The sequence below is a fragment of the Veillonella faecalis genome (assembly GCF_024677885.1).
GTDB classification, from domain to species: Bacteria; Bacillota; Negativicutes; order Veillonellales; family Veillonellaceae; genus Veillonella; species Veillonella nakazawae.
In genome coordinates this window covers 89043-111031 of record NZ_JALBWL010000003.1, presented here as the reverse complement: position 1 = coordinate 111031, position 21989 = coordinate 89043, and the positions used below count along the sequence as shown (strand labels likewise).

Genomic DNA, 21989 nt, shown 5'->3' with positions numbered 1-21989 from the left:
TTAATACTAAACTTGTTATACAAGTATAAGTAGATAATTTTTTTGCACAGGATAGCCATCTTATTTTGCTAATAGAATAGCTATCTATATATTGATGATTATCTTTGTTTACTTGCTAAATTGCATACGGCGTAGGATAGTTCTGATATTTTTAATGACTAATACTACGAGTAGAATTGCAACTGATATTAGCGATACAAAACCACCTGGAGCTACGTTGAGATAGTAGGATCCGAAGAGGCCGATAATCATGGCTAGCAAACTAAATCCAATAGAACAGAGTAATGTCGTTCTAAATCCTTTTTCTAGTTGTAATGCCGATGCTACAGGCAAGGCAATCATAGCACTTAATACGAGAACACCAACGATTTTAATAGAAATGGATACGGCCGCAGCCATTAAGATGGCAAAGATGTAATTGATAAAATCAACCTTAACACCGGCTACACGGGCTGCCTCTTCATCATAAGCGATGTAAAGAAGTGAGTTATATAAGAAATATAAGGTTAAAACAGATAGAATTGTTAGGGCTGCAATACTAATCATATCCGTAGTGTTTACGGTTAAGATACTGCCAAAGAAGAATACATTGGCGTTAGCTTTTAATTTACCTGAACTAATAAGAGTAATAGCTGTACCGATGCTAAGAGATAAGATAATAGTAAGAATCAAATCGAGATGGTGAGAAAAATATTTTCGCAAGAACTCGATAAGGGCACCGCAAATAGCAGTAAAGATGAATGCTCCTAAGATAGGATTCGTATTTGTTAATAAGCCTAATGTAATACCTGCTAGTGAGGCATGGCTCATGGTATCACCAATCATACTAGAACGGCGTAGTACCATAAAGATACCGATACAGGGACATAAGAGGGAAATGCAGATAGCTACAAAGAAGGCGTTTTGCATAAAATCATAACTAAACATGGCGCACCTCCTCAATTATAGTATCATTTGCCTGAGCCTGAGCCTGAGCCTGAGCCTGAGCCTGAGCCTGAGCCTGAGCCTGAGCCTGAGCCTGAGCCTGAGCCTGAGCCTGGGTTGTTACATCTGTGAAGCAAGCACAGCTTTCGTGATCCATAGGGTTGCGTCCTGTGCTGTGCATAATTTCACAAGCGTATTGTTCAGGGGAGCAAAGATGACCTTGACCATTTGCGATATGGTAAATATTAGTTGAATTGGCTAAGGCCATTTCAAGGTTATGTTCCACCGAGATAATCGTAATGTGATGAACTTGATTTAATTCGCAGAGGAGTGAGTAAATGCCTTCTTGGCTTTTACGGTCAACACCAGTAGATGGTTCATCAAGTATGATGAGGTCAGGATTACCGATGAGGGCACGAGCGATAGAGACGCGCTGTGCTTGACCACCAGATAGTTTGCTAATTAAACGGTCTTTGAACTCCGTCATATTGGTGAGTTCTAAGACACGATCTACTTCATGTTTATCTTTAATTTTTAATAGCTTACGGTAGGAATCGAGTATTTCTTTTACCGTAATAGGGAAGCCTGCATGAGAGAAATCATTCTTTTGAGATACGTAGCGAATGTTGTTTGTATCTCGCTTGATAGAGCCTTTTACAGGTTTAAGGAACCCTAAGATGAGACGTAGAAGGGTACTTTTACCAGACCCATTGTCCCCAACGATGGATATATAATCACCGCTGTGAATATGTAAGTTAAGGTCATTCAACACATAAGGTGGCTGACCTTGATAGGAAAAATAAAGATGTTCAATAGATAACATATAAAAACCACTTTTCTAATTGACAAAATCTTGAGTAAGTTTATACTATAACTATATTACAAATGCAACTGAGTCGCAACTGCAACTATAGAATGATTAATATTCTATGAATGCATAGCGATCAGGATTAACAAAAGGAGGACTACGATGGTCAAAAAACTGGTTTTGTTAGTTGTAGGCATCATGATGGCCGCTCTATTTGCAGGCTGTGGCAATGATGCACCGAAGGAGCAAGCAAGTAAGAAGATCCAAGTGGTAACAAGTTTTAATGCAATGGCTGAATTTGCAAAGGCTATTGGCGGTGACAAGGTAGAGGTATCTACTATTATTCCAGATGGCGTAGAGCCCCATGATTTCGAGTTGAAACCTGACAATATGAAACAATTGGCAACAGCTCAAGTATTCGTGTACAACGGTTTCGGTATGGAACCATGGGCACAACAAGCGATTGATGCGGCTAAAAACAGCAAGCTCATCACTGTTGTTGCAACAGAGGGCGTAGAAGCTATCAAAAATACTGATCCTGAAGAAATTAAGGAACATGGCGCAGAAGATCCTCATGCATGGTTATCTTTAAAAAATGCAAAAATCGAAGTGAAAAATATTAAAGATGCTTTTGTAAAAGCTGACCCAGCTAATAAGGATTACTACGAAAAGAATTACAATGACTACGTAGCTAAACTTGATGAAATGATTAAGAAATATGAGGGTCAATTTGCACAAGCGCCTCATAAAAACTTTGTTACAGGTCATGCAGCATTTGCGTACTTATGTCGTGACTTTGGGTTAGAACAAAATAGTGTAGAAGATGTATTTGCTGAAGGCGAACCAAATGCAGCGCAATTGGCAGAACTCATCAAGTATTGTAAAGAAAACAATATCACTACTATCTTCGCAGAAGAAATGGCTAGCCCAGAAGTATCCAAGACTTTGGCAAGCGAAGTTGGTGCTAAGGTAGAAACTATTTACACAATCGAAAGTAACGAAGATAATAAAACATACTTAGAACGTATGGATGAAAACCTTACAAAAATTGCAGCATCTTTGAAATAAGATGAACGAAAAGCAGCCCTTGTTGGGCTGCTTTTTTAGTTCTATTCATTGCTCGTAATATTTAAAGTTGTAATAACTATAATTTTTCTTAAATTGCAATATGAAATTGAACAGTATCCAAATCTACAATTTTATTAACTTCTTCAAGAAAAACATCCAAAGGGGTTCTATAATTTAGAAGCTTGCGTGGCAAATTATTACACCATTGAAGTGTTCGTTGAATTGTTTCTTCTGAAACGGCTTTTATTGACATTCCTTTCGGTATACATCTACGAAGTAAACCATTATGCCTTTCGTTCGATCCACGTTCCCAAGCAGAATAAGGTCGAGCAAAATAAATAGACAAAGTTTCATTTTCTAAATCAGATATCTCTGAAAACTCTAAACCGTTATCTGCAGTTATTGTTTTACATAAGTAGGATAGATTAACATCTTTAAACGTATTTAACCATGTATGCAGTGTTTCTTTTACATCAGCAGCTCGTGCTGATGGACATCGTAAAGCCACATACAGTCTGCTTTTACGCTCAAGTAAAGAGATTAAAACATGGTCTGTCTTATCTTTTGTTCCACGGACGGTATCTAATTCCCAATGCCCGAATTCCTCGCGCGTTTCAATCTTAGGATCACGAAGTTCTATGGATTTACCAAGTTCTCGCTTATGTTTTCTAGAAATAGATTTTCGTTGGGAACGCCTTACTACTAATGGTAAATCAATTGCTTTTATACCTAATACACCTTTGTGAAGATAGTTATATAAAGTTTTAGCACAAACCATTTCATTACGCACAAACAAACCCTTATGTTTAGCATATCCAACAGCAGCATCAAAAGACCAATGATCATTTAGAACTTTGCTTTCAATCCAATTTATAAAAGCTTCTATAGCACCAACTCTCATGGTATTAAAGGAGCCCACACGTTGTCTTTCATATGTTGCCTGTCCAGAATCAGCTAAATATACAAGTTGAGATTTACCTTGTCGAATTTGAATCACAGTACCGCGTTTTAATTCTGTATAAATAGTTGTTCTAGAACGACCCAGTGCACGTGAAATTGCAGTGATACTATCTCCTAGAAGAATTCTCTTTTCTAAATAAAATCGTTCTTCGAAGTTTAAGTGTTTGTGCGTAATGTCGTGTTATGATTATTGTAGTCCATAGTGATTACCTCGGTTATATTTTGATTAGACACCTAAATCATAACACAAGGTTCACTATGGATTTTTATTTGTTCAATTTCATTCTACAATTAAGCAACTATAATTTTTGTACCTATAGTATAATATATAATAAAGATAAATAAAAAGGAGGTCCAATATGGTTAGTACTAATAAATTAGGCATTACTGATTCTCCCACTTTGGCTAGAGAAGAAGAACGAATTAGTAAAAAAGCGGCAACAACATTGTTTGAAAAAAACTTACTTAATGATATGCCTAGTGGTACGTGGACTACCTTGCAAAAAATACATACTATATTATTTCAAGATATATATGATTTTGCTGGTACATTGCGGACTGTGAATATTGCAAAAGGAAATTTCCGCTTTGTTCCTGTCATGTATCTTGCTGAAGCGGTTAAAACTATTGAAGATATGCCGCAATCTACCTTTGATGAAATTATAGAAAAATATGTAGAAATGAATGTAGCCCATCCTTTTAGAGAAGGTAATGGGCGGAGTATGCGATTATGGCTTGATCATATGCTGTGTACAGAATTACTAAAGACTATAGACTGGAGTCAAGTTGATAAAGAGCAATATTTATCTGCTATGGAACGAAGTCCAGTAAATGATTTAGAAATTAAAACTGTCCTAGCTAAGGCGCTTACAAGTGATATCAATAATCGAGAATTATTTATGAAAGGCCTTGACCATAGTTATTATTTTGAAGGCTATCAATTATTTAAGAGTGAGGATTTATAAGGTATAGTATTATGAATGGTTTGTTTGGTCCTTATATAGAAAAATGGATGCATTTAATCACCATTAAAAATATGTTATTATTAGCTGTTATATCAGCAATCATAACTGACTTGGGGTTACATATATTATCGCTAATTTTCTCCAAAAGCCCATTTTTTAAAACATTTATTTGGGAGATTATAAGCCCCGTAGAGATTGAGGTAGTGCCTATCGTTGGATATGTACTTGGAATTGTAGCAGTTGTTCTCGCATCTTCTGGTATTTTATATGGTATTTTCAAGATCTTTAAGGGGCAGGTTACATATAAGCAACTAGTAGCAGACTTACTTTTGAATACTTGTATTGCTGGTTGGATTCATTTTATTTTTGTACTTTTGGCTGCACCTATTTATCTCTTATTAAACTTACAAATTCGAGGTGGGTCGGGGGGATTAAGCACTATAGAACTCATTAATGTCTTTATCATGGCACAATTAATGTCTAAGCAATTTAGCCTGAGCCCTTGGATAACGGGTATTTCCTTTTATATCGTATCCTTTGTCTTTGGCATAGGTGGCATTATCTTGTCCATGTCTCTTTAAATATATATGTAATCGAAAAGTTGATAGATGCTTTTAGGTGTCTATCAACCTTTTTATTACTATATTTGTTTTGATAATTTATAATGAATTTATATTTAATTTAAAAGTGTATTATGATACAATGATAGACATATATGTGCTTTAGATGTATTTGGAGGGGAACATATGGAAACAAAATGGTATTCAGATATTTGGCAGCTTATTGTAGCTCCATTTAAACGTGGTATTCCACAGATTGTAGAGCATGGATCTTGTCGAAAGGGGTTTTATGCTACTGTGGCTATGGCATTGGTATCCTTGGTATTCTCAGATATCTTGCCTATTATTGTGAGTACGATATTTGCAGATAAACTTGATGGTGCACTTACTATTGTGGCAGCTCTTTTTGGGGGCGGTATATTGAATCTAGTATTAGGTTTGCTATTTACTTTTATTGGCATTGCTATTTATTCTGCTATTTTCTCTTGGGTCGCTAATAAATTTGATGCCAATACTACATATGAGTCTGTGTTAAAGATTATGTGGTATGAACAAGCTTATAACCAGATTATGGGATTAGTATATTTTATTGGACTAATATTAGTATCAGTGCCATTCTTTGTGATACTAGGTTTTAATCTAAATTCTACAGTAAATAGTATCGTATGGTTAACTATTGTTATATTTACATTAATTGCTTTTTCAGTCTTTATATTCTGGGTGTGGTTGACATTGTTGAGTCACCAAATTAATAAATCTCGTTTAGCAACTTTTGGCATCTCTATTATTACGAGTTTAATTCCTGTAGTCTTTATTGGTATTTTGGTAGGCATGGTTATGCTTGCTACATCTAGATAATTACATAGCATGAAAAATATGAAAGCAAGGTATGAATATACCTTGCTTTTGTGCTATAATGATGAACAGAGTATGAATTAAAAATAAAATAATTGTTATAAATTCGTAATCGTTGTGTTGTGTGATGCATCATTCTATATAGAATGGTGCTATTCTTGTTGTGTAAAAGGTGGTGAGAGGCATGATGGGAGGTTTATTAGAGTTCGTTTATCGCTTATTAAACCCCATTGAAGAAAAACATCCGCGCATGTACCACTATGATGTTACCTATGGTCAGCTTGTATGGATGCTGGTATTGTCCCTCATATGTTATCAATTTACCATCGTTGGTGAAAGCGTCTATTTAGACGCTATACGCGCATTTATACGTAATTCATCACTTTTGGTAAAGTGGCAATTGTTTTCGCTTCCCGTAGGGCAGCATGAAATACAAGTCTTTTTTGAGCAGCTAAGTAAACCTCGTGAGTTTTGGAATGTAGGTCGTTTTACGTGGGTGATTTTAAAAGCGGCGCTTATGTCTGGTATCTTGATAGGTTACGCCGTGTTGCAAAAACGTAAGTTCTACATTCGCGGCGTAGTCACTGGGGTTTTACATATGATGGCCTTTGCTCAACTAGTAGTAGCTATGATCACTCTTACGGCAGGTATTATGTTGATTCTAACGACCATACCAATTCTGCTACAAGCCATTATTGGTTTTTGTATGATTGTATTATGCATTCTTAGTACTGTATTGTTGCTACAGACCATGGGACGTATTGCAGGGGCTTGTATTGATGGTAGTGCTTATGAAGGCCTAAGCATTATGTTGCTTGCCATTCTAGTGGCTTTGTTGTGTGAAGTGCTATATACATTAACTCGATAACAGATAAGGAGCATTATGACTTGGTATAAGGATATATTGCATTTATTCACGAAATTAAGTGAACAATCCTTTCAAAATATTATTAGAAATGGATCCTATGCTCGCGCTATTTTAAATCTCATAACATCTACGGTTGTATTATATGTAATAACTTATGCGTTGCCTTTGATAGTGAAAGCCGTATCGCCCGCATTAGGCATAAAACGGATGACAGGGTTAACACATTTTGATATAGTCAGTGCCTTCGGGAATGCATCGTTTTTAATTTTTCAGATTATCCTAGGAGCTTTCGTTATCTGGCGATTACTTATATTGTTAGGCGGCACAGGTACCTATAAGGGAGTAATGCGGAACTATATTTATGGCTTAGCCTATACGAATGCACTCCGTACCGTAGTATTGGTATTGGTTCATATAGTGGGTCTTATATTAATCTATCTATCTATGCCGAAATATGTAGGTGATATGGCCTATCTTGTTACCATGTTTAGTCAGTATTACGCTGTTTTTATTGGGGCACAACTCATGCGCCGCTATGTTAATCTAGGAATCGTAAAAACCTATATTGTTATGTTTGTTGTAGCATTGCTATCAGTATCGGTATTGCCTCAATGGATCCGCTTTGTACATACATTAGTTAAATAATATAAGTCGTAAAATCAAGTATTACCCCAAGATGAAAGTCTTGTGGTTTTTTTGTCGTTTAATTTATATTAAAATTAATTATATATAATTTAAATCTTGGAATTTATGATATAATAAAATTTATAGTATAGTTGAGAGCGGAGTTAGTTATGGATACGACATTTTTACGAGAAATATCCCTGCTGGTGCGTTCACCGAAGAAGGGAATAGATGAAATCTTCTGGTTTGGTACCTTAGAAAAGGGTATTAAAGCTGGCCTTGCTAGTTGGTGTGCCACTCATATTTTAGGCTTTGCTTTAGGTATTGTTCTGTTACCTTTGGCCATGACCTTTGGAGGTTTTTTATTTGGCTTTATTCCTGCTGTATATGGCATATTTTCTATATTGAGAGAGATATTAGGCCTTGGTATATATTGGTTTATTGGTAGCTTTATACTTTGGAAATTACTGAGTGTTCTTTTAGAGCGTGAGTTTGATTTCAAGCAAGTATTAATGGGCACTGCTTATGTGGAAGGCTATACAGGCGCACTGGGATTAGCATTAATTTTGGTATCTATTATTTGCATTTATATTACGCCATTTTTGATGATCCTATTAGTTCCTTTAGCACTAGCCTATGTTTGTGCCGTTATCTACGTTGCCGTTATGCTTTTATCTCGTATTATGAAAGTAGAGCCTCTTACAGTAGGGGCTGTTTATGTGGTATTATTTATTATAAATCTTTTATATAACTGGATTATGCGCATACTGTTTGCGTAACTATATAAAAACCTCCTAGTTTATACTAGGAGGTTTTTGTTGCTTCATAATGTTGTAATAGTAGTTCTACATTGTCTTCGTCGTATTCGATTTGTTGGGACCATCTTGCCACTTGTTTAAGTGGAGAGCCTTCGAGGGCACTTGTCATAAGTATGTATTCCACACCATCCTTAGCATAGGAAAGGATGGCTTCTAAAGAATAATCTGCTAGCATATCGATTTGACGATATAAGATGTATTGGAAAATCTTGTTAAATAGGCTCATATCGTGAGTGGCAACATAGGTTTGAACAGAGGTAGTGAGTTTATCTATATCACTAGATAATTTATTGACTTGTGCAGTCCATTCTTCATCGATAGGCTCTGTTGTACCATATAGATCTAATAGCCTTGTATAATACTGTGCGTCAGGGGATGGAATATATTGAAATAGTGCTGGATCTATATCAAAGGCTAATAGTTCAAATATATTCTGAATAGTTAAACGTTCATCAGGACTAAATTCGCCGTTATCGTCTTCAATAGTAAAGATTACTTGATTAGACTGCATGTCTTCTGCTAGCAGTTCTACCGATGCTTCACAGGATAAACCAACCCCACATAGCTCGAGGTCCTCAATATATTTATAAAATCGCGGATGCATGTGACATGTATCGCATAGGCCTTCTTCACCTAGTTCGAGCACCACCTTACAGAGGCCATTTTCATTGAGTAACGGACACATAGGTTGTTCTTTAGAAAACACGAAATGGCTACCTTCGTCATCGACAGTGATGGCTTGTCGTAAGCTTTCACCAAGAGGTCCTGTCGTGGCATGATAGCGTTCCGCAGTGGTCTCGTCAATATCGATGGTCCACAGTTGGCAGCATGTATTTTCACATCGATCTGCTTTGCATTGAAATGTGTGATATATAGTAGGATATATTGAAATCATAATGGTCTCACTTGTAGTAAAAAATATTCTACGTGCATTGTATCATAGGGCAGTGGTCTATGCATTAATATTATAAATAAAGATTAATAAATCGTATCGATTTAGTGTATAATTGTATATATACACTATGGTCCTGTTTGAGAGATGGAGGAGCCTATGAAATCCTTATTTATAAAAGGTAGCCTTGTATTAGCCTTGGCAGCAGTGTTTGGTATGCCAAATGCAAGTGCGGCGCCTTTAGTAGCAGTAGAACCAACTATTGCAGTTGTTGATGGAAACCATGCAGCGATTGTAGGGGCAAATGGTTTATTGAATGCATTTATTCAAAATCATCCAAATGCAGCTATCACTGAAATCACTTTTGATGCGGATGGTGGACAAATTAGATATGATGTAGAAGGTTTTGATGAAAGTGGCAAATATGAGCTCACTTATATCTATGCAACAAATCAAATCTTTGAAAAACGTGAAGGTGACTTCCATAAATCCTTAAAGAAAAAATCCTTTGATCCTCGTGAAATCTTACCGCCAGCAGCTGTAGTTAACTTTGCTTATGCTCAAACACAAGGCAAAGCGACAAGCCTTAATGAGTGGTCTGTACAATATGATAAAGGTAAAATAGTATACAAAGTTAGCTTCGGTACAGAAGGTGACAAAGAGGTCAATGTACGAATTGATGCTATGAATGGTACGTTGTTGTCTGTTAAATTTGACGACTAAACTATGGTGACTAGTAAATATAACTTAATAGTAGAAGACTTATTATCTTAAATATAAGAATTAAACTCCTTAAAATTATCTTTTTTTGTAGAAAAGGATAGTTTTAAGGAGTTTTTTGTGAACATTTGCTCATGAAAGGGGATATTTACATTATGAGAATTACAATGAGTGTCTTTTGTTCCTTTATTTATGGGGAAAAAGGCTTTTTAGAGTTAGTTCATAGAATACTTAGTTGTAAATCGACTACTATAGAATTTCATTGAAATTACATATAAATTCATTTTATTCTCACCCCAAAATAAGCTAGACCGGTGAGTTCTACATTTTTATTTCATAGATTATCGATAATATGTGTCCAGTCAAAAGACAGAACTCAAATATATCGGGAGTTTCCAGACTATATATCTACAGTCCACGCTAGATATATGTTTTGGAACTATAACGATGACACCGAGTTGGTTGAAATATATATGCGTAAGATTGCATATATATGAATTATCAAGGAGGATATTATGAAAAAATCTATTTTGAAAAGCAGTATTGCTTTAGCAGTAGCTGGCGTATTTGGTGCTACTGTAGCAGTAACAGCAGCTGAACAAGCAACACCGGTTCCTGTAACTCAAGAGGTAGCAGCTACTGCAGCTCCTGTCGCAGAACATGCTACTCATCACGTAGTTCCTACCATTCAAGTGACTCCAGCAGCTAAAACAGAAGTAGCTCCAGTAGCAGCTAAAGTAGTACCTACAGCAGCTAAAGTTGAAGTGACTCCAGCTACACCAGCAGCTAAAGATACTACACCAGTTCCAACAGCAACTCAAGATGTAAAAGCTCCAGTTGCTCAAGACACTGTAGTTCCAGCAGCAGCTAATCCAGCAGCAGCAGCAACTCCTACAATTGAAACTGCAGCGGTAGCAAAAGCCCCTAGCGAAGCTAAAGTAGTACGTGCAGCAGATAAAAAAGTAGAAGCTAATAAAGACGAAAAAAATACTAAAAAAGCGCAAGCACATAAAGCGCCTAAAGTAAAAGCTGACAAAGCAGTTAAAGCTGATAAAGTTGTAAAAGAAACTAAAGAAGTAAAAGCAGATAAAAAAGCTGACAAAAAAGAAACTACTAAAGAGGAAAAAAAAACTCTAAAAGTGGAAAATCACAACCTAGCACAACAAGTAAGCAAGCAGGCGTAGTCGATCAAAATAGTATTTTCGTAATTGGTGCGAATTATTTAATCGATCAATTTGAAAATAAATATGGCGACTCTAAGATTACTAAAGTATCCTTCAAAGCTGCCGACAAAACTGCTGTTTATGAAGTAGACGGTTTCAATGCTAGTGGTGCCCATTCCATGACTCTAGATGTGGCAACTGGTAATGTAACTGAAGGTACTCCTAAAGCATATGATGCATCCATGGAAGCTAGTGCTATTGATGCTGGTACTGTGTTACCTCCACATGTGGCGATCAATGCAGCCTTCGCACAAACTGGCAATGTAGCAACTGGTATTAACTCTTGGTCTGTAGTGAACCAAAATGGTAAACCTATATATACTGTAGAGTTCCATGATGCACAAAACAAACCTGTATCCATTGCATTGGATGCTAAAACAGGTATGGCCGTAAAATAAGCTAATCCTAAGCCTATCCTACTGTAAAGCAAACCCCTTTAATACACGAACACTAAACACATAATACTATACACACTTACACACATACACAACACACATACACAATACACTTACACACACAATAAACAATTACACACACGCAGCCCTCTGGATTGGATAGACAAACATTGACTCTCTCCTATGCCGTCTGTCGTTCAGAGGGCCCCTTATGCATTGTGGTTCCCTCCCAATCATAAGATTATATACTTGGTATATAATACTCTCTCTCACAATAAGAACGTAACTGCTTTACAGTACGCTAGGTATAGGGGAGCAGGAAAACCCGTAATACATGTAGACCGCTGCATGTATTACGGGCTTTTTCTATGTTAATTTAATATAAAGATATACCATATAAGGAAAATACATAGTAAAAATTGAAAAAGCGCAGATACAATGCATATCTGCGCTTTTGGTATATGGAGCATTTACTATTAGTAACAATAGTTAGCCTTTTATATGTATTGTCGAGGCACGCGTTCTGAGAAACCACAAAAGATTTCATAAGGAATTGTAGAGGCAAGAGCAGCAATCTCGAGTGCAGAGATGCTTTCATGACCTTGAGAACCTAGGAGCACAACCTTGTCACCTGGTTGTACAGTAATCGTATCTGGAACGGCCACCATGAATTGGTCCATACAGATGCGACCCACTACAGGACAACGTGTGCCATGAATGAGGACTGTACCGCGGTTGGATAAGCTACGAGGATATCCATCTGCATAGCCTACAGGAATGGTAGCAATCGTCATTGGTTCAGGTGTTACATAGGTAGAACCATAACCGATACCTTCACCTGCTTCTAGTCGCTGTACATGTACTACTTCGCTATGGAAGGAGAGGACTGGTTTTAACCCTAATCGATTTGGCACATCAAGGGATGGCATAATGCCGTATTGAATAATGCCAGGACGGGCATCGGTGAATAAGCTGTCTTTTACGGATAATAAGCCAGCACTATTGGCAAGAGAGAAGCGATAGTCCGCATCAGGTCTAAATGCACGGATTTCATCGACCATTTTATGGAATTTTTGTGCCTGTCCATGAGCGTGGCTTTGATCCGCCGCATCGGCGTTACTCATATGAGAGAAGAAACCGTCTACCTCGAGATTTTCGTAGGATTCAACGCGTTTGATAAACTCAACAGCATCTTCAGGCTTGATACCAATACGATGCATTCCTGTATCAACGGCGACTGCAACGCGGATAATCATATCGTGATTTTCTGCTACCTTGTCGAGTGCTTCTAAATCGGTAGATTCGCATACAGCTGGAATGGAATTTGTGTCTGCTACAAGTTCAAAGGACTGAGGTCTTGTGAGGCCAAGTAGATAAATTGGTACCATAATCCCTGCGTTGCGAAGTGGAACTGACTCTTCAGGAATAGCAACGGCTAAGGATTCATAACCTTCCTCAACGGCAATACGGCCCATCATAACGCTGCCGTGGCCATAGCCATTGGCCTTGATAACAGCGGTGGATGTGCTCCATTCCGGTAAACTATCTTTAATTTTACGCAAATTCTCGCGAACGAGACTTGTATTTATGGTCAAATAGGTAGGTCTCATGATATTCCTCAATTCTATATAACATTAATCTTATTGTATAACTTTTAGGGAATTAAACAATACTTTTGTGAAAGTTTTATACAGAAATATTGGTATTATTTTGAATTTTATAGCTTTTCTGCATATATTATATACAATAATTGTGAAAGTATACTAATTAATATTGTTAGCTGTGATATTAATAGTATAAATTTATATAAATAATAGTATAATTTATAGTAGAGTATGATATATGCTTTTTCTAGCTAATAGATTGATTATGAATGATTTAGACAAAATTGTAATCATCTAACATCGTGAACATAGCCAGATTACTTGTAGGTTTGGAATTTATAAATATATAATATAGTATCTATGTAGGAGGTTCTCATGAGCGAACGTGTGGTAGTGGTAAACGCAGGTAAAATGAATTATGACCATGCATTAGATTTCTCCATATTATCTAATGATGTACAGGTTTATGATAATAGTACAAATGAAGAACTTATTGAGCGCATTCAAGGGGCTCGTGTAGTAGTAACAAAAGAGCTTCCTGTTAATGCTGAGTTACTTTCACAATTCCCAGATACAGTAAAGCTCATCGTTGAAGCAGGTACAGGCTATAACAATATTGATCTTAATGCAGCAAAGGAACGAGGGATCACTGTGTGCAACATTCCAGCGTATAGCACAGAGCGTGTAGCACATACAGTAATCATGATGATCCTCAATTTTGCGTCCACAATGCAACAACAAATCGGCATGCTTGCTAAAGGTGATCGCAGCAACTTTACAAAATATTTGCAAGTGAGCCACACAGAAGTGAATGGTAAAACATTAGGTGTGGTTGGTGCTGGCCACATTGGTATGGAAGTTATCAAAGTGGCGAAAGCACTTGGTATGAATATTTTGATTCATACACGTACACCAAAGGCTGATGGCGACGGCGTTCGTTATGTAAGCCTTGATGAATTACTCGCAAATAGTGATTATATTACATTGCATTGCCCATTGAATGAGCAAACTAAGTATATGATCAATAAAGAGACAATCGCTAAGATGAAACCTAGTGCAGTCATTGTAAATACTGGTCGTGGTCCACTCATTAACGAAGCAGATCTTTGTGAAGCATTAGCGACTAAACGCATTGCAGGTGCAGGCCTTGATGTACAAGAGGTAGAACCTCCAGCAGAGGATAGCCCTCTATATACACTCGATAATGTGATTATCACACCTCATATGGGCTGGAAAGGCCTTGAAACACGTCAACGTTTGGTAGGCATCATTCGTGACAATGTTCAAGCATTCTTCAAAGGTGAACCAATTAACGTAGTATCTAAATAAATACAATAAGAGCCGTCCCCGGTTGTGTGGGGGCGGCTCTATTGTTTAGGGCTATCATAGATCAAGTCTTGGTATATATGTATATATATATCAAGGGAGGTAGTTATCCTCAAACTTGATTATGATTGATGTTGTGTTTTGATGGGACTCCACCAATGGCGTCGATAGGCCTTGATTCCTTCCACCACGGTTTTTGTCGCTTTAGCTGCAATATCTTTTGTGGCAGCTGGTATGCCCTCTAGGCGATAGGTAATACCTAACTCCTTATATTTAGCAGTACCCATAACGTGATATGGTAAGCAATCAACGGCTTGTAAGTTTTTCAGGGATCCTAGAAAAAAGCCTAGACGATAGTGATGATCTGCATTATCTGTAATCGTAGGGACTACAACGTGACGAACCCAAATGGGAACGTCTACGTCTGCTGTCAATCTAGCAAAGCCGAGAATGGGCTCTAACGGTTTGCCTGTTAGCCACAGATGTTTATCAGCATCGATTTCCTTAATGTCTAGGATGACGAGACTAGTGACACTGAGTAGCTTACGGTAGGCCACCTCTTGGTGGGGATCAAAACAAATTCCACTTGTATCTAAACAGGTATGGACGTTTCTTTCACGGAAATATGTGAAAAGCTCAGTAACAAAGTCAATTTGCATGAGAGCTTCCCCACCTGTGACGGTGATACCACCATTAGTATAAAATTGGCGGTTACGTTCGTACTGGTCCCACAATTCCTCAACAGTCATGAATTTAACATCATCGCTAGTTTCATTCCATGTGTCGGGATTGTGGCAATAAGCACAACGCATGGGGCATCCTTGGAGAAAAACCACCATGCGCATGCCTGGACCATCAACCGTACCCATCGTTTCGACCGAATGAATACGTCCTGTCATAGGAAACCTCGATTAGATTTGTTGATGGAATGTACGGGAAATAACTTCGTCCTGTTGTTGTTTTGTCAATTTGCTGAAGTGTACTGCGTAACCAGATACACGAACAGTCAATTGAGGGTACAACTCAGGATGTTTTTGAGCGTCTAACAATGTTTCACGAGTGAACACGTTAACGTTCAAATGATGACCGCCTTTTTGGGAGTAGCCATCCAATAACTCTACCAAGTTATCAACTTGTTGTTGGTTGCTCATGGGTATTGCCTCCTTTCAACCAAGACTAACACTCGTATCGGTGCCGGTGAAAGCAACTCGATACTATGGAAGACGCTATTTATCTTCCTTTATAGTAACATTCGGTTCACTACATGCGAAGTTTGTATTGGAATTAGGTAATTGAGATGAATCTAACTCAATATCAAAATCGCTGACGGACACAAATGTTTCACCAGATTTACCTAATGCGTCAGGAATGATAGAGAAGGTATTGGAAATACCATCGGAGCTATCACGCCATGGCATTTTTGCTACGGATGCCAACGAAGAAATAGCGCCGTGAGTATCACGACCATGCATTGGGTTAGCACCAGGGGCAAAAGCTTCACCTGCTTTACGGCCGTCTGGTGTGGAACCTGTTGCAGTACCATATACTACGTTGGAAGTAATTGTTAACAAGCTCATAGTAGGAACAGATTGACGGTATGTAGGGTGTTTACGAATCTTGTTCATAAATGTGGAAACAACTTTTGCTGCCAAGCTATCTACACGATCGTCATCGTTACCATATTTAGGGAAGTCACCTTCGATTTCGAAATCAACAGCAATGCCGTTTTCGTCGCGAATAGGTTTTACTTTAGCATATTTAATAGCAGACAAGGAGTCAGCTACTACGGATAAACCAGCAATACCAGTTGCAAACCAACGAGTTACCTTGCGGTCATGCAATGCCATTTCTAGTTTTTCATAAGCGTATTTGTCGTGCATGTAGTGAATGATGTTCAATGCGTTCACATATACGCCTGCCAACCATTCCATCATGTCGTCGAATTTTTCCCATACTTCGTCGAATTCTAAGTATTCAGAAGTAATAGGGCGGTATTTAGGACCAATTTGTTTTTTCAATTTTTCGTCAACGCCGCCATTGATTGCGTAAAGCAAGCATTTAGCAAGGTTAGAACGAGCGCCGAAGAATTGCATTTCTTTACCAATACGCATTGGAGATACACAGCATGCGATAGCGTAGTCATCACCAGAGTTAGGACGCATTAAGTCATCGTTTTCGTATTGGATGGAAGATGTTTCAATAGATAGTTTTGCACAGAAGCGGCGGAAGCCGATTGGCATGCGAGGGGACCACAATACAGTGAGGTTTGGTTCTGGAGCAGGACCAAGGTTAGTCAATGTATGTAGATAACGGAAGGACATTTTGGAAACCAATGTACGGCCGTCAGTACCCATACCACCGATGGATTCAGTTGTCCACACAGGATCGCCTGTGAACAAGTTGTTGTATTCGTGGATACGTGCGAAGCGAACCATACGCAATTTCATGATGAAATGATCTACGAATTCTTGGATTTGCTCTTCTGTATATGTGCCATTGCGAAGGTCACGTTCTGCGTAGATATCTAGGAATGTAGAGTTACGGCCGATGGACATAGCAGCACCGTTTTGCTCTTTAATAGCGCCAAGGTAGCCGAAGTAAATCCATTGCATAGCTTCTTTCACGTCTTTAGCTGGTCCAGAAATATCGTAACCATAAGATGCAGCCATTTCTTTTAATTCTTTTAAGGAACGGATTTGTTCTTGAATCTCTTCGCGGTCGCGAATTACGTCTTCAAGCATATCGCCCATAGTAATGCTGAATTGCTCTTTTTTATCTTCGATGAGGTAATCGATACCATATAAAGCGATACGGCGATAGTCACCGATGATACGGCCACGGCTGTAAGCATCTGGTAAACCAGTTACGATATGAGCCGTACGAGCGGCACGCATTTCTGGTGTATATACATCAAATACGCCATCATTGTGCGTTTTACGATGTTTTTTGAAGAAGTCTTCTGTTTGCGGATCCATTTTGAAGCCGTATTCTTCAATAGCGGATTTCGCAGTACGCAAGCCACCATAAGGGAACATGGCGCGTTTTAATGGTTTGTCAGTTTGCAAACCAACGATCGTTTCAAGGTCTTTGTCGATATATCCTGGCGCATGGGCAGTAATGTGTGTGGCCACGGAAGTATCAGCATCGAGCATGCCGCCTTTTTCACGTTCTTCTTCATAAAGCTTCATTACTTGGTCCCATAATTTTGTCGTTCTTTCTGTAGGACCAGCAAGGAAGGAATCGTCCCCTTCATAGGGGATATAGTTTCTTTGAATAAAGTCGCGTACGTCAACGGCTTTATCCCACACACCTGTGTTAAAATCTTTCCATGCAGTATGTTGCATTTTGCACCTCCATAAAAGGATATAACTATAGATTTCTATGCCTATAGTGTACAATGTTTGTCCTGATTTAACAAATTTTAAATGATATATATTTTCAATACATACTATGCAATTTTCGTAAGAATGGATGTTATTTGTAATTTAATAATATTGAAAACACTATATAAATACATTGAAAGTATAACTAATTACTTGATTTGTTTGGGTTTGGATTTGGGGGAACTAATTATTGTATTATCTTTAAATAATGAAAATTTATATCAATAAATAGAGAGCGTTCGATATGTTGTGATGTATCTTCTTGGAATTGTAGGGTCTTATTATGGTAATATTTAGATAGTATTGATTATGGAATTACGTAGAAAGGTAGATGCTAATGACAAATCGGATGAAAGCCATTTTAGGGGCATCTGCCACCATTGCCGTTTGGGCTACGGCGTTTCCTTTTGGTAAAGTAGCATTGCAATCAGTAGATGCATTGACACTCTCGGTAGCGCGGGTTGTAGGTGGTGCTATACTCATGCTCATTATCGGTGTATTTAAGGGATTACATATACCTACATCTTGGCGTGAGTGGGGCATATATATTCTGCTAGGGGCTACAGGAAACTTCGTTTACCAAGTCGTTTTTAATGAAGGATTGCGAACAATACCGGCCGCTACATCTAGTATTATTATGGCTTTGACACCGATGACTACAGCATTGATGGCATTGGTAGTCTATAAGGATAAAATACGCCCTATAGGTTGGATCTTCACCATAACTGCTTTTATAGGTGTGGCTATTATTATTCTTTGGAATTCCACTCTGACCATTCCAATGGGAGCCATATGGACGTTGATTGGTATGATACTGTTTGCGGTTTATAATATTCTAAATCGCGGGCTTAGTCTGAAAGGTTATGACTCTATTACTATCGCTATGTGGTCCATGTTTACAGGTGCCATTATGGCACTACCTTTTGCAGATCATGCTATTGAAATGATTGGAGCCGCACCAATTACTGCGAAGCTTGCTATGGTATACCTAGCATTCTTTTCCAGTGCATTAGGATTCGTATTCTGGAGTTATGCCTTTGAACATGCCGAAAAAGTTTCGGATGTAACCAATTTTATGTATATCTCGCCAATTGTGGCAGCTATAGTGGCAGCATTCTTATTGGGAGAAATACCAAATATGGGACTTTATATTGGAGCACCTGTTATTTTAGGATCACTATACCTCTTTAATCGATATAGATGATGGGTTTGATAAAAGGACTAGTTTTAATCTTAAATAAAAGTATATAGATACGAAAAGAACCTCAACCTTTTTAGTGTTGAGGTTCTTTTTGTGTTTGACAGTCATTATAAATTGTAGTAATCTAAGTATACAATTAAAACATACCTTAAAGATATGTTTTAGAAAAATATTAATTCCTACTAATTTGTGGGGAAAGAGGTGGTACAGTGATTGCTATACGAAATGTAACGAAAGAGTTTGACGTTAATAAGCAAAAGGTTACTGCATTATCTGATGTAAACTTTACCATAGAAAAAGGCGATATATTTGGCATTATTGGTTTCAGTGGAGCTGGTAAATCTACACTGTTGCGGATGATTAATGCTTTAGAGGTACCTACCTCTGGTCATGTTGAAATAGATGGTGTGAATATCAATGGCTTAAGTTTTAATGAGCTCAGAAAGGTTCGTAAGCGCATAGGTATGGTGTTTCAACAGTTCAACTTGTTGAATGCTAAATCTGTGTACGATAATGTGGCGATTCCATTGATTCTAAATAAGGTACCTAAATCAGAGATTGATAACAAGGTTAAAACCTTATTAGATTTTGTTGATTTAGGGGATAAAGCAAATGCATATCCTGGAGAATTATCTGGTGGTCAAAAGCAGCGCGTTGGTATTGCTCGTGCGCTAGCTACAGATCCATCAATTCTACTTTGCGATGAAGCAACAAGTGCTCTTGATCCAGATACGACAGAGTCTATTCTTCAATTATTAGAGCGCGTTAATCGTGAACTAGGGGTAACGGTTGTTATCGTAACTCATGAGATTGATGTAATTCAAAAAATTTGCAATCGCGTTGTGGTTATGGAACATGGAAAACTCATAGAGAGTGGTTCTGTGCTTGAGGTGTTTAGTAAACCAAAGCATGAAACAACGAAACGATTTGTTAGGACTGTCATTCCTGATGAAATTCCATCAACAGTGAAACATACCTTGGCCTGTGATAAGCGACCTTATACTATTCTTAAGATGCATTTCTTAGGAAATAATACAACCGATAATGTTTTATATCATATTAATAAAACTTTTGATTTAGAAACGAGCGTGTTATTTGCTACAGTAACGGAGTTAGAACATACAGTACTTGGTATTTTTATTGTTCAGTTTATTGGTGATGATCTTGAAGTGGGCAAGGTAAAAGAATATCTTGTGACACAAGGTATTGAATGGCAGGAGGTGACACTATAATGGACTTCTTTATGCAAGAACTTGGTGTTCCCGGTTCGCAGTTATTGCTAGCCGCAGAACAAACATTATATATGGTGTTCCTATCTTTGTTCATTGGTACTGTATTAGGTCTAATTATCGCAGTTACACTGGTAGTAACAAATCCTAATGGTATCGTTAAAAATAGTATTGTCTATACCATTACAAATACCATTGTTAATATTGTGCGTTCTGTACCATTTATCATTTTAATGGTGTTTATATTACCGTTAACTAAGATGATTGTAGGTACTCGTGTCGGCACAACAGCGGCTATTGTACCACTTGTTATATTCATTGCACCGTATCTGGCTCGACTTTTTGAGAACTCTATTTTAGAGGTTAATAAAGGCATTATCGAGGCAGCACAATCGATGGGGGCCTCTCATTTTGAGGTGATTTGGCATTTCCTTTTACCAGAGGCAAAGGGTTCGCTTATTCTATCTATTACAACAGGTACCATAGGTCTTATCGGTGCTACTGCTATGGCAGGTGCCATTGGTGCAGGTGGTGTAGGTGATTTGGCTCTTACTTATGGTTATGAACGGTTGAACTTCCCGTTGATGCTATTTACCGTTGTTATTTTAATTATTTTTGTTCAAATTATTCAAACAATAGGTAACTACTTTGCACGTCGTGCACGTCGTTCCTAATTTGATGAAATAGATTCTAGTCATCTTGATTGTGAAAGTATAAAAGTATAGGAGAATATACCATGAAATTAAAAAAATTTCTTGCCCTCGGTGCGGCATTAGTATTTAGCGTAGCTTTTATCGCAGGCTGCGGCTCAAACAGTAGTGATAATGGTGCTAAAAAAGAATTAAGCTATAGTAAATCTCAAGGCCCTTACTCTGAATTGTTCGAAAAAGGTGTAAAACCAATTTTGGAAAAACAAGGCTATACCTTTAAAGGTGTAGATATGTCTGACTTGGTACAAGCAGACCAAGTGTTGAGCGATGGTGAAGTAGATTTCAACGTTGAACAACATACAGCATACATGAAAAACTTCAACGAAAAACAAAATGGTCATCTTGTAGCCTTAACTCCAATTCCAACAGTACCAGCAGGTATCTTTAGTGGTTCTAAAACATCTCTAGATCAAGTGGCAGATGGTGACACTATTGCAGTACCTAATGATGCATCCAACATGGCTCGTGCTTATGCATTATTGCAAAAAATTGGTTGGATTAAACTTGATCCAAATAAAGATTTAGCGACAGTAACACAAGCAGATATTATTGAAAATCCTAAACATCTTAAATTTACAGAAATGAAATCCCTTACAATTCCTTCTGTACGTACTGATTTCGATTACATTGTCATTACTGGCGCGATTATCTATAATGCAAAAATCGATCCTAAATCTGCCTTGGCAAATGAAGACGTATTGCCACAATGGTTGTTACAACTCGTAGTTAATGAGAAAAACAAAGATGCACAATGGGCAAAAGACATCGTAGCAGCTTACCACTCTCAAGAATTCAAAGACTACATGGAAAAAAATAACAATGGCCTATGGTTCGTACCAAAAGGTGAATAGAATAT

General features: G+C 37.7%; 23 protein-coding genes. 15 read left to right on the top strand and 8 right to left on the bottom strand.

The genetic code is table 11. The annotated features are described in order from the left end of the window. Window positions 1-108 precede the first annotated feature (108 nt). Both MOQ65_RS07225 and MOQ65_RS07220 read right to left on the bottom strand, forming a co-directional pair. Window positions 109-927, bottom strand: a complete 819-nt coding sequence (locus MOQ65_RS07225) for a metal ABC transporter permease (RefSeq protein WP_129823613.1) — start codon at window positions 925-927, stop codon at window positions 109-111. Further along, window positions 920-1747: a metal ABC transporter ATP-binding protein gene (locus MOQ65_RS07220; protein ID WP_257847118.1), complete on the bottom strand. Its 828-nt coding sequence runs from the start codon at window positions 1745-1747 to the stop codon at window positions 920-922. Before MOQ65_RS07220 ends, MOQ65_RS07225 begins: the two co-directional genes overlap by 8 nt. 147 nt (window positions 1748-1894) lie before the next feature. On the opposite strand from MOQ65_RS07220, the gene MOQ65_RS07215 reads away from it, so the two are divergent. Next, window positions 1895-2800, top strand: a complete 906-nt coding sequence (locus MOQ65_RS07215) for a metal ABC transporter substrate-binding protein (RefSeq protein ID WP_129823615.1) — start codon at window positions 1895-1897, stop codon at window positions 2798-2800. Between the two features lie 88 nt (window positions 2801-2888). On the opposite strand, the gene MOQ65_RS07210 is transcribed toward MOQ65_RS07215, so the two are convergent. Beyond that, entirely contained in the window at window positions 2889-3935 is a 1047-nt protein-coding gene (locus tag MOQ65_RS07210) for an IS30 family transposase (RefSeq protein ID WP_444493236.1), read from the bottom strand. Window positions 3936-4119: 184 nt separating this feature from the next. Between MOQ65_RS07210 and fic the strand changes: the two genes are divergently transcribed. From fic to MOQ65_RS07180, 6 genes are all read left to right on the top strand, one after another. Further along, the gene (gene fic / locus MOQ65_RS07205; protein ID WP_257847117.1) at window positions 4120-4725 is read left to right on the top strand and encodes a protein adenylyltransferase Fic; all 606 of its coding nucleotides are present in this window, start codon (window positions 4120-4122) and stop codon (window positions 4723-4725) included. A gap of 11 nt (window positions 4726-4736) precedes the next feature. Then, window positions 4737-5306, top strand: coding sequence for a hypothetical protein (locus MOQ65_RS07200; protein ID WP_257847116.1), 570 nt, complete (start codon window positions 4737-4739; stop codon window positions 5304-5306). 165 nt (window positions 5307-5471) lie between these two features. Beyond that, window positions 5472-6143 carry a hypothetical protein gene (locus MOQ65_RS07195; RefSeq protein WP_005387676.1) on the top strand — a complete coding sequence of 224 codons (672 nt, stop codon included), beginning with the start codon at window positions 5472-5474 and terminating at the stop codon, window positions 6141-6143. 181 nt (window positions 6144-6324) lie between these two features. Continuing rightward, window positions 6325-7008: a hypothetical protein gene (locus MOQ65_RS07190; RefSeq protein WP_257847113.1), complete on the top strand. Its 684-nt coding sequence runs from the start codon at window positions 6325-6327 to the stop codon at window positions 7006-7008. Between the two features lie 15 nt (window positions 7009-7023). Further along, window positions 7024-7653 (top strand): hypothetical protein, encoded by a 630-nt coding sequence (locus MOQ65_RS07185; protein ID WP_156719701.1) that lies wholly within the window; start codon window positions 7024-7026, stop codon window positions 7651-7653. A 149-nt stretch (window positions 7654-7802) separates the two neighbouring features. Next, window positions 7803-8411: a hypothetical protein gene (locus MOQ65_RS07180; RefSeq protein ID WP_257847111.1), complete on the top strand. Its 609-nt coding sequence runs from the start codon at window positions 7803-7805 to the stop codon at window positions 8409-8411. 25 nt (window positions 8412-8436) lie between these two features. Here MOQ65_RS07180 and fliB read toward each other — a convergent pair whose 3' ends face one another. Beyond that, entirely contained in the window at window positions 8437-9345 is a 909-nt protein-coding gene (gene fliB, locus MOQ65_RS07175; protein WP_257847110.1) for a flagellin lysine-N-methylase, read from the bottom strand. Window positions 9346-9501: 156 nt separating this feature from the next. Here fliB and MOQ65_RS07170 point away from each other — a divergent pair, with 156 nt between their 5' ends. The 3 genes from MOQ65_RS07170 (at window position 9502) to MOQ65_RS07160 (ending at window position 11683) form a co-directional block, all read left to right on the top strand. Beyond that, window positions 9502-10065 (top strand): PepSY domain-containing protein, encoded by a 564-nt coding sequence (locus tag MOQ65_RS07170; protein ID WP_257847109.1) that lies wholly within the window; start codon window positions 9502-9504, stop codon window positions 10063-10065. Between the two features lie 512 nt (window positions 10066-10577). Next, a complete protein-coding gene (locus MOQ65_RS07165; protein WP_257847108.1) occupies window positions 10578-11246 on the top strand; it encodes a ribonuclease E in 669 nt (222 codons plus the stop codon). Between the two features lie 158 nt (window positions 11247-11404). Next, window positions 11405-11683, top strand: a complete 279-nt coding sequence (locus tag MOQ65_RS07160) for a PepSY domain-containing protein (protein ID WP_119206988.1) — start codon at window positions 11405-11407, stop codon at window positions 11681-11683. A 494-nt stretch (window positions 11684-12177) separates the two neighbouring features. Here MOQ65_RS07160 and alr read toward each other — a convergent pair whose 3' ends face one another. Further along, a complete protein-coding gene (gene alr, locus MOQ65_RS07155; RefSeq protein WP_119206986.1) occupies window positions 12178-13290 on the bottom strand; it encodes an alanine racemase in 1113 nt (370 codons plus the stop codon). A gap of 369 nt (window positions 13291-13659) precedes the next feature. Here alr and MOQ65_RS07150 point away from each other — a divergent pair, with 369 nt between their 5' ends. After that, window positions 13660-14613, top strand: a complete 954-nt coding sequence (locus MOQ65_RS07150; protein WP_257847107.1) for a 2-hydroxyacid dehydrogenase — start codon at window positions 13660-13662, stop codon at window positions 14611-14613. Window positions 14614-14732: 119 nt separating this feature from the next. Here the strand turns inward: MOQ65_RS07150 and pflA are convergent, their stop codons facing one another. From pflA to pflB, 3 genes are all read right to left on the bottom strand, one after another. Then, a complete protein-coding gene (gene pflA, locus MOQ65_RS07145; RefSeq protein ID WP_308221109.1) occupies window positions 14733-15509 on the bottom strand; it encodes a pyruvate formate-lyase-activating protein in 777 nt (258 codons plus the stop codon). Window positions 15510-15521: 12 nt separating this feature from the next. Then, complete coding sequence (gene grcA3 / locus MOQ65_RS07140) at window positions 15522-15761, bottom strand: autonomous glycyl radical cofactor GrcA3 (RefSeq protein ID WP_024066082.1); 240 nt, start codon at window positions 15759-15761, stop codon at window positions 15522-15524. Window positions 15762-15836: 75 nt separating this feature from the next. Beyond that, on the bottom strand, window positions 15837-17954 hold the full coding sequence (gene pflB / locus MOQ65_RS07135) for a formate C-acetyltransferase (RefSeq protein ID WP_257847105.1): 2118 nt from the start codon (window positions 17952-17954) through the stop codon (window positions 15837-15839). Window positions 17955-18330: 376 nt separating this feature from the next. Between pflB and MOQ65_RS07130 the strand changes: the two genes are divergently transcribed. The 4 genes from MOQ65_RS07130 to MOQ65_RS07115 all read left to right on the top strand — a co-directional run bounded on the left by MOQ65_RS07130 (window position 18331) and on the right by MOQ65_RS07115 (window position 21984). Beyond that, the gene (locus tag MOQ65_RS07130; protein WP_257847104.1) at window positions 18331-19197 is read left to right on the top strand and encodes a DMT family transporter; all 867 of its coding nucleotides are present in this window, start codon (window positions 18331-18333) and stop codon (window positions 19195-19197) included. A 206-nt stretch (window positions 19198-19403) separates the two neighbouring features. Continuing rightward, complete coding sequence (locus MOQ65_RS07125) at window positions 19404-20426, top strand: methionine ABC transporter ATP-binding protein (RefSeq protein WP_257847103.1); 1023 nt, start codon at window positions 19404-19406, stop codon at window positions 20424-20426. Continuing rightward, on the top strand, window positions 20426-21097 hold the full coding sequence (locus MOQ65_RS07120) for a methionine ABC transporter permease (RefSeq protein WP_005381510.1): 672 nt from the start codon (window positions 20426-20428) through the stop codon (window positions 21095-21097). Before MOQ65_RS07125 ends, MOQ65_RS07120 begins: the two co-directional genes overlap by 1 nt. 62 nt (window positions 21098-21159) lie before the next feature. Further along, window positions 21160-21984: a MetQ/NlpA family ABC transporter substrate-binding protein gene (locus MOQ65_RS07115; protein ID WP_257847100.1), complete on the top strand. Its 825-nt coding sequence runs from the start codon at window positions 21160-21162 to the stop codon at window positions 21982-21984. The last annotated feature ends 5 nt before the right edge of the window (window positions 21985-21989 follow it).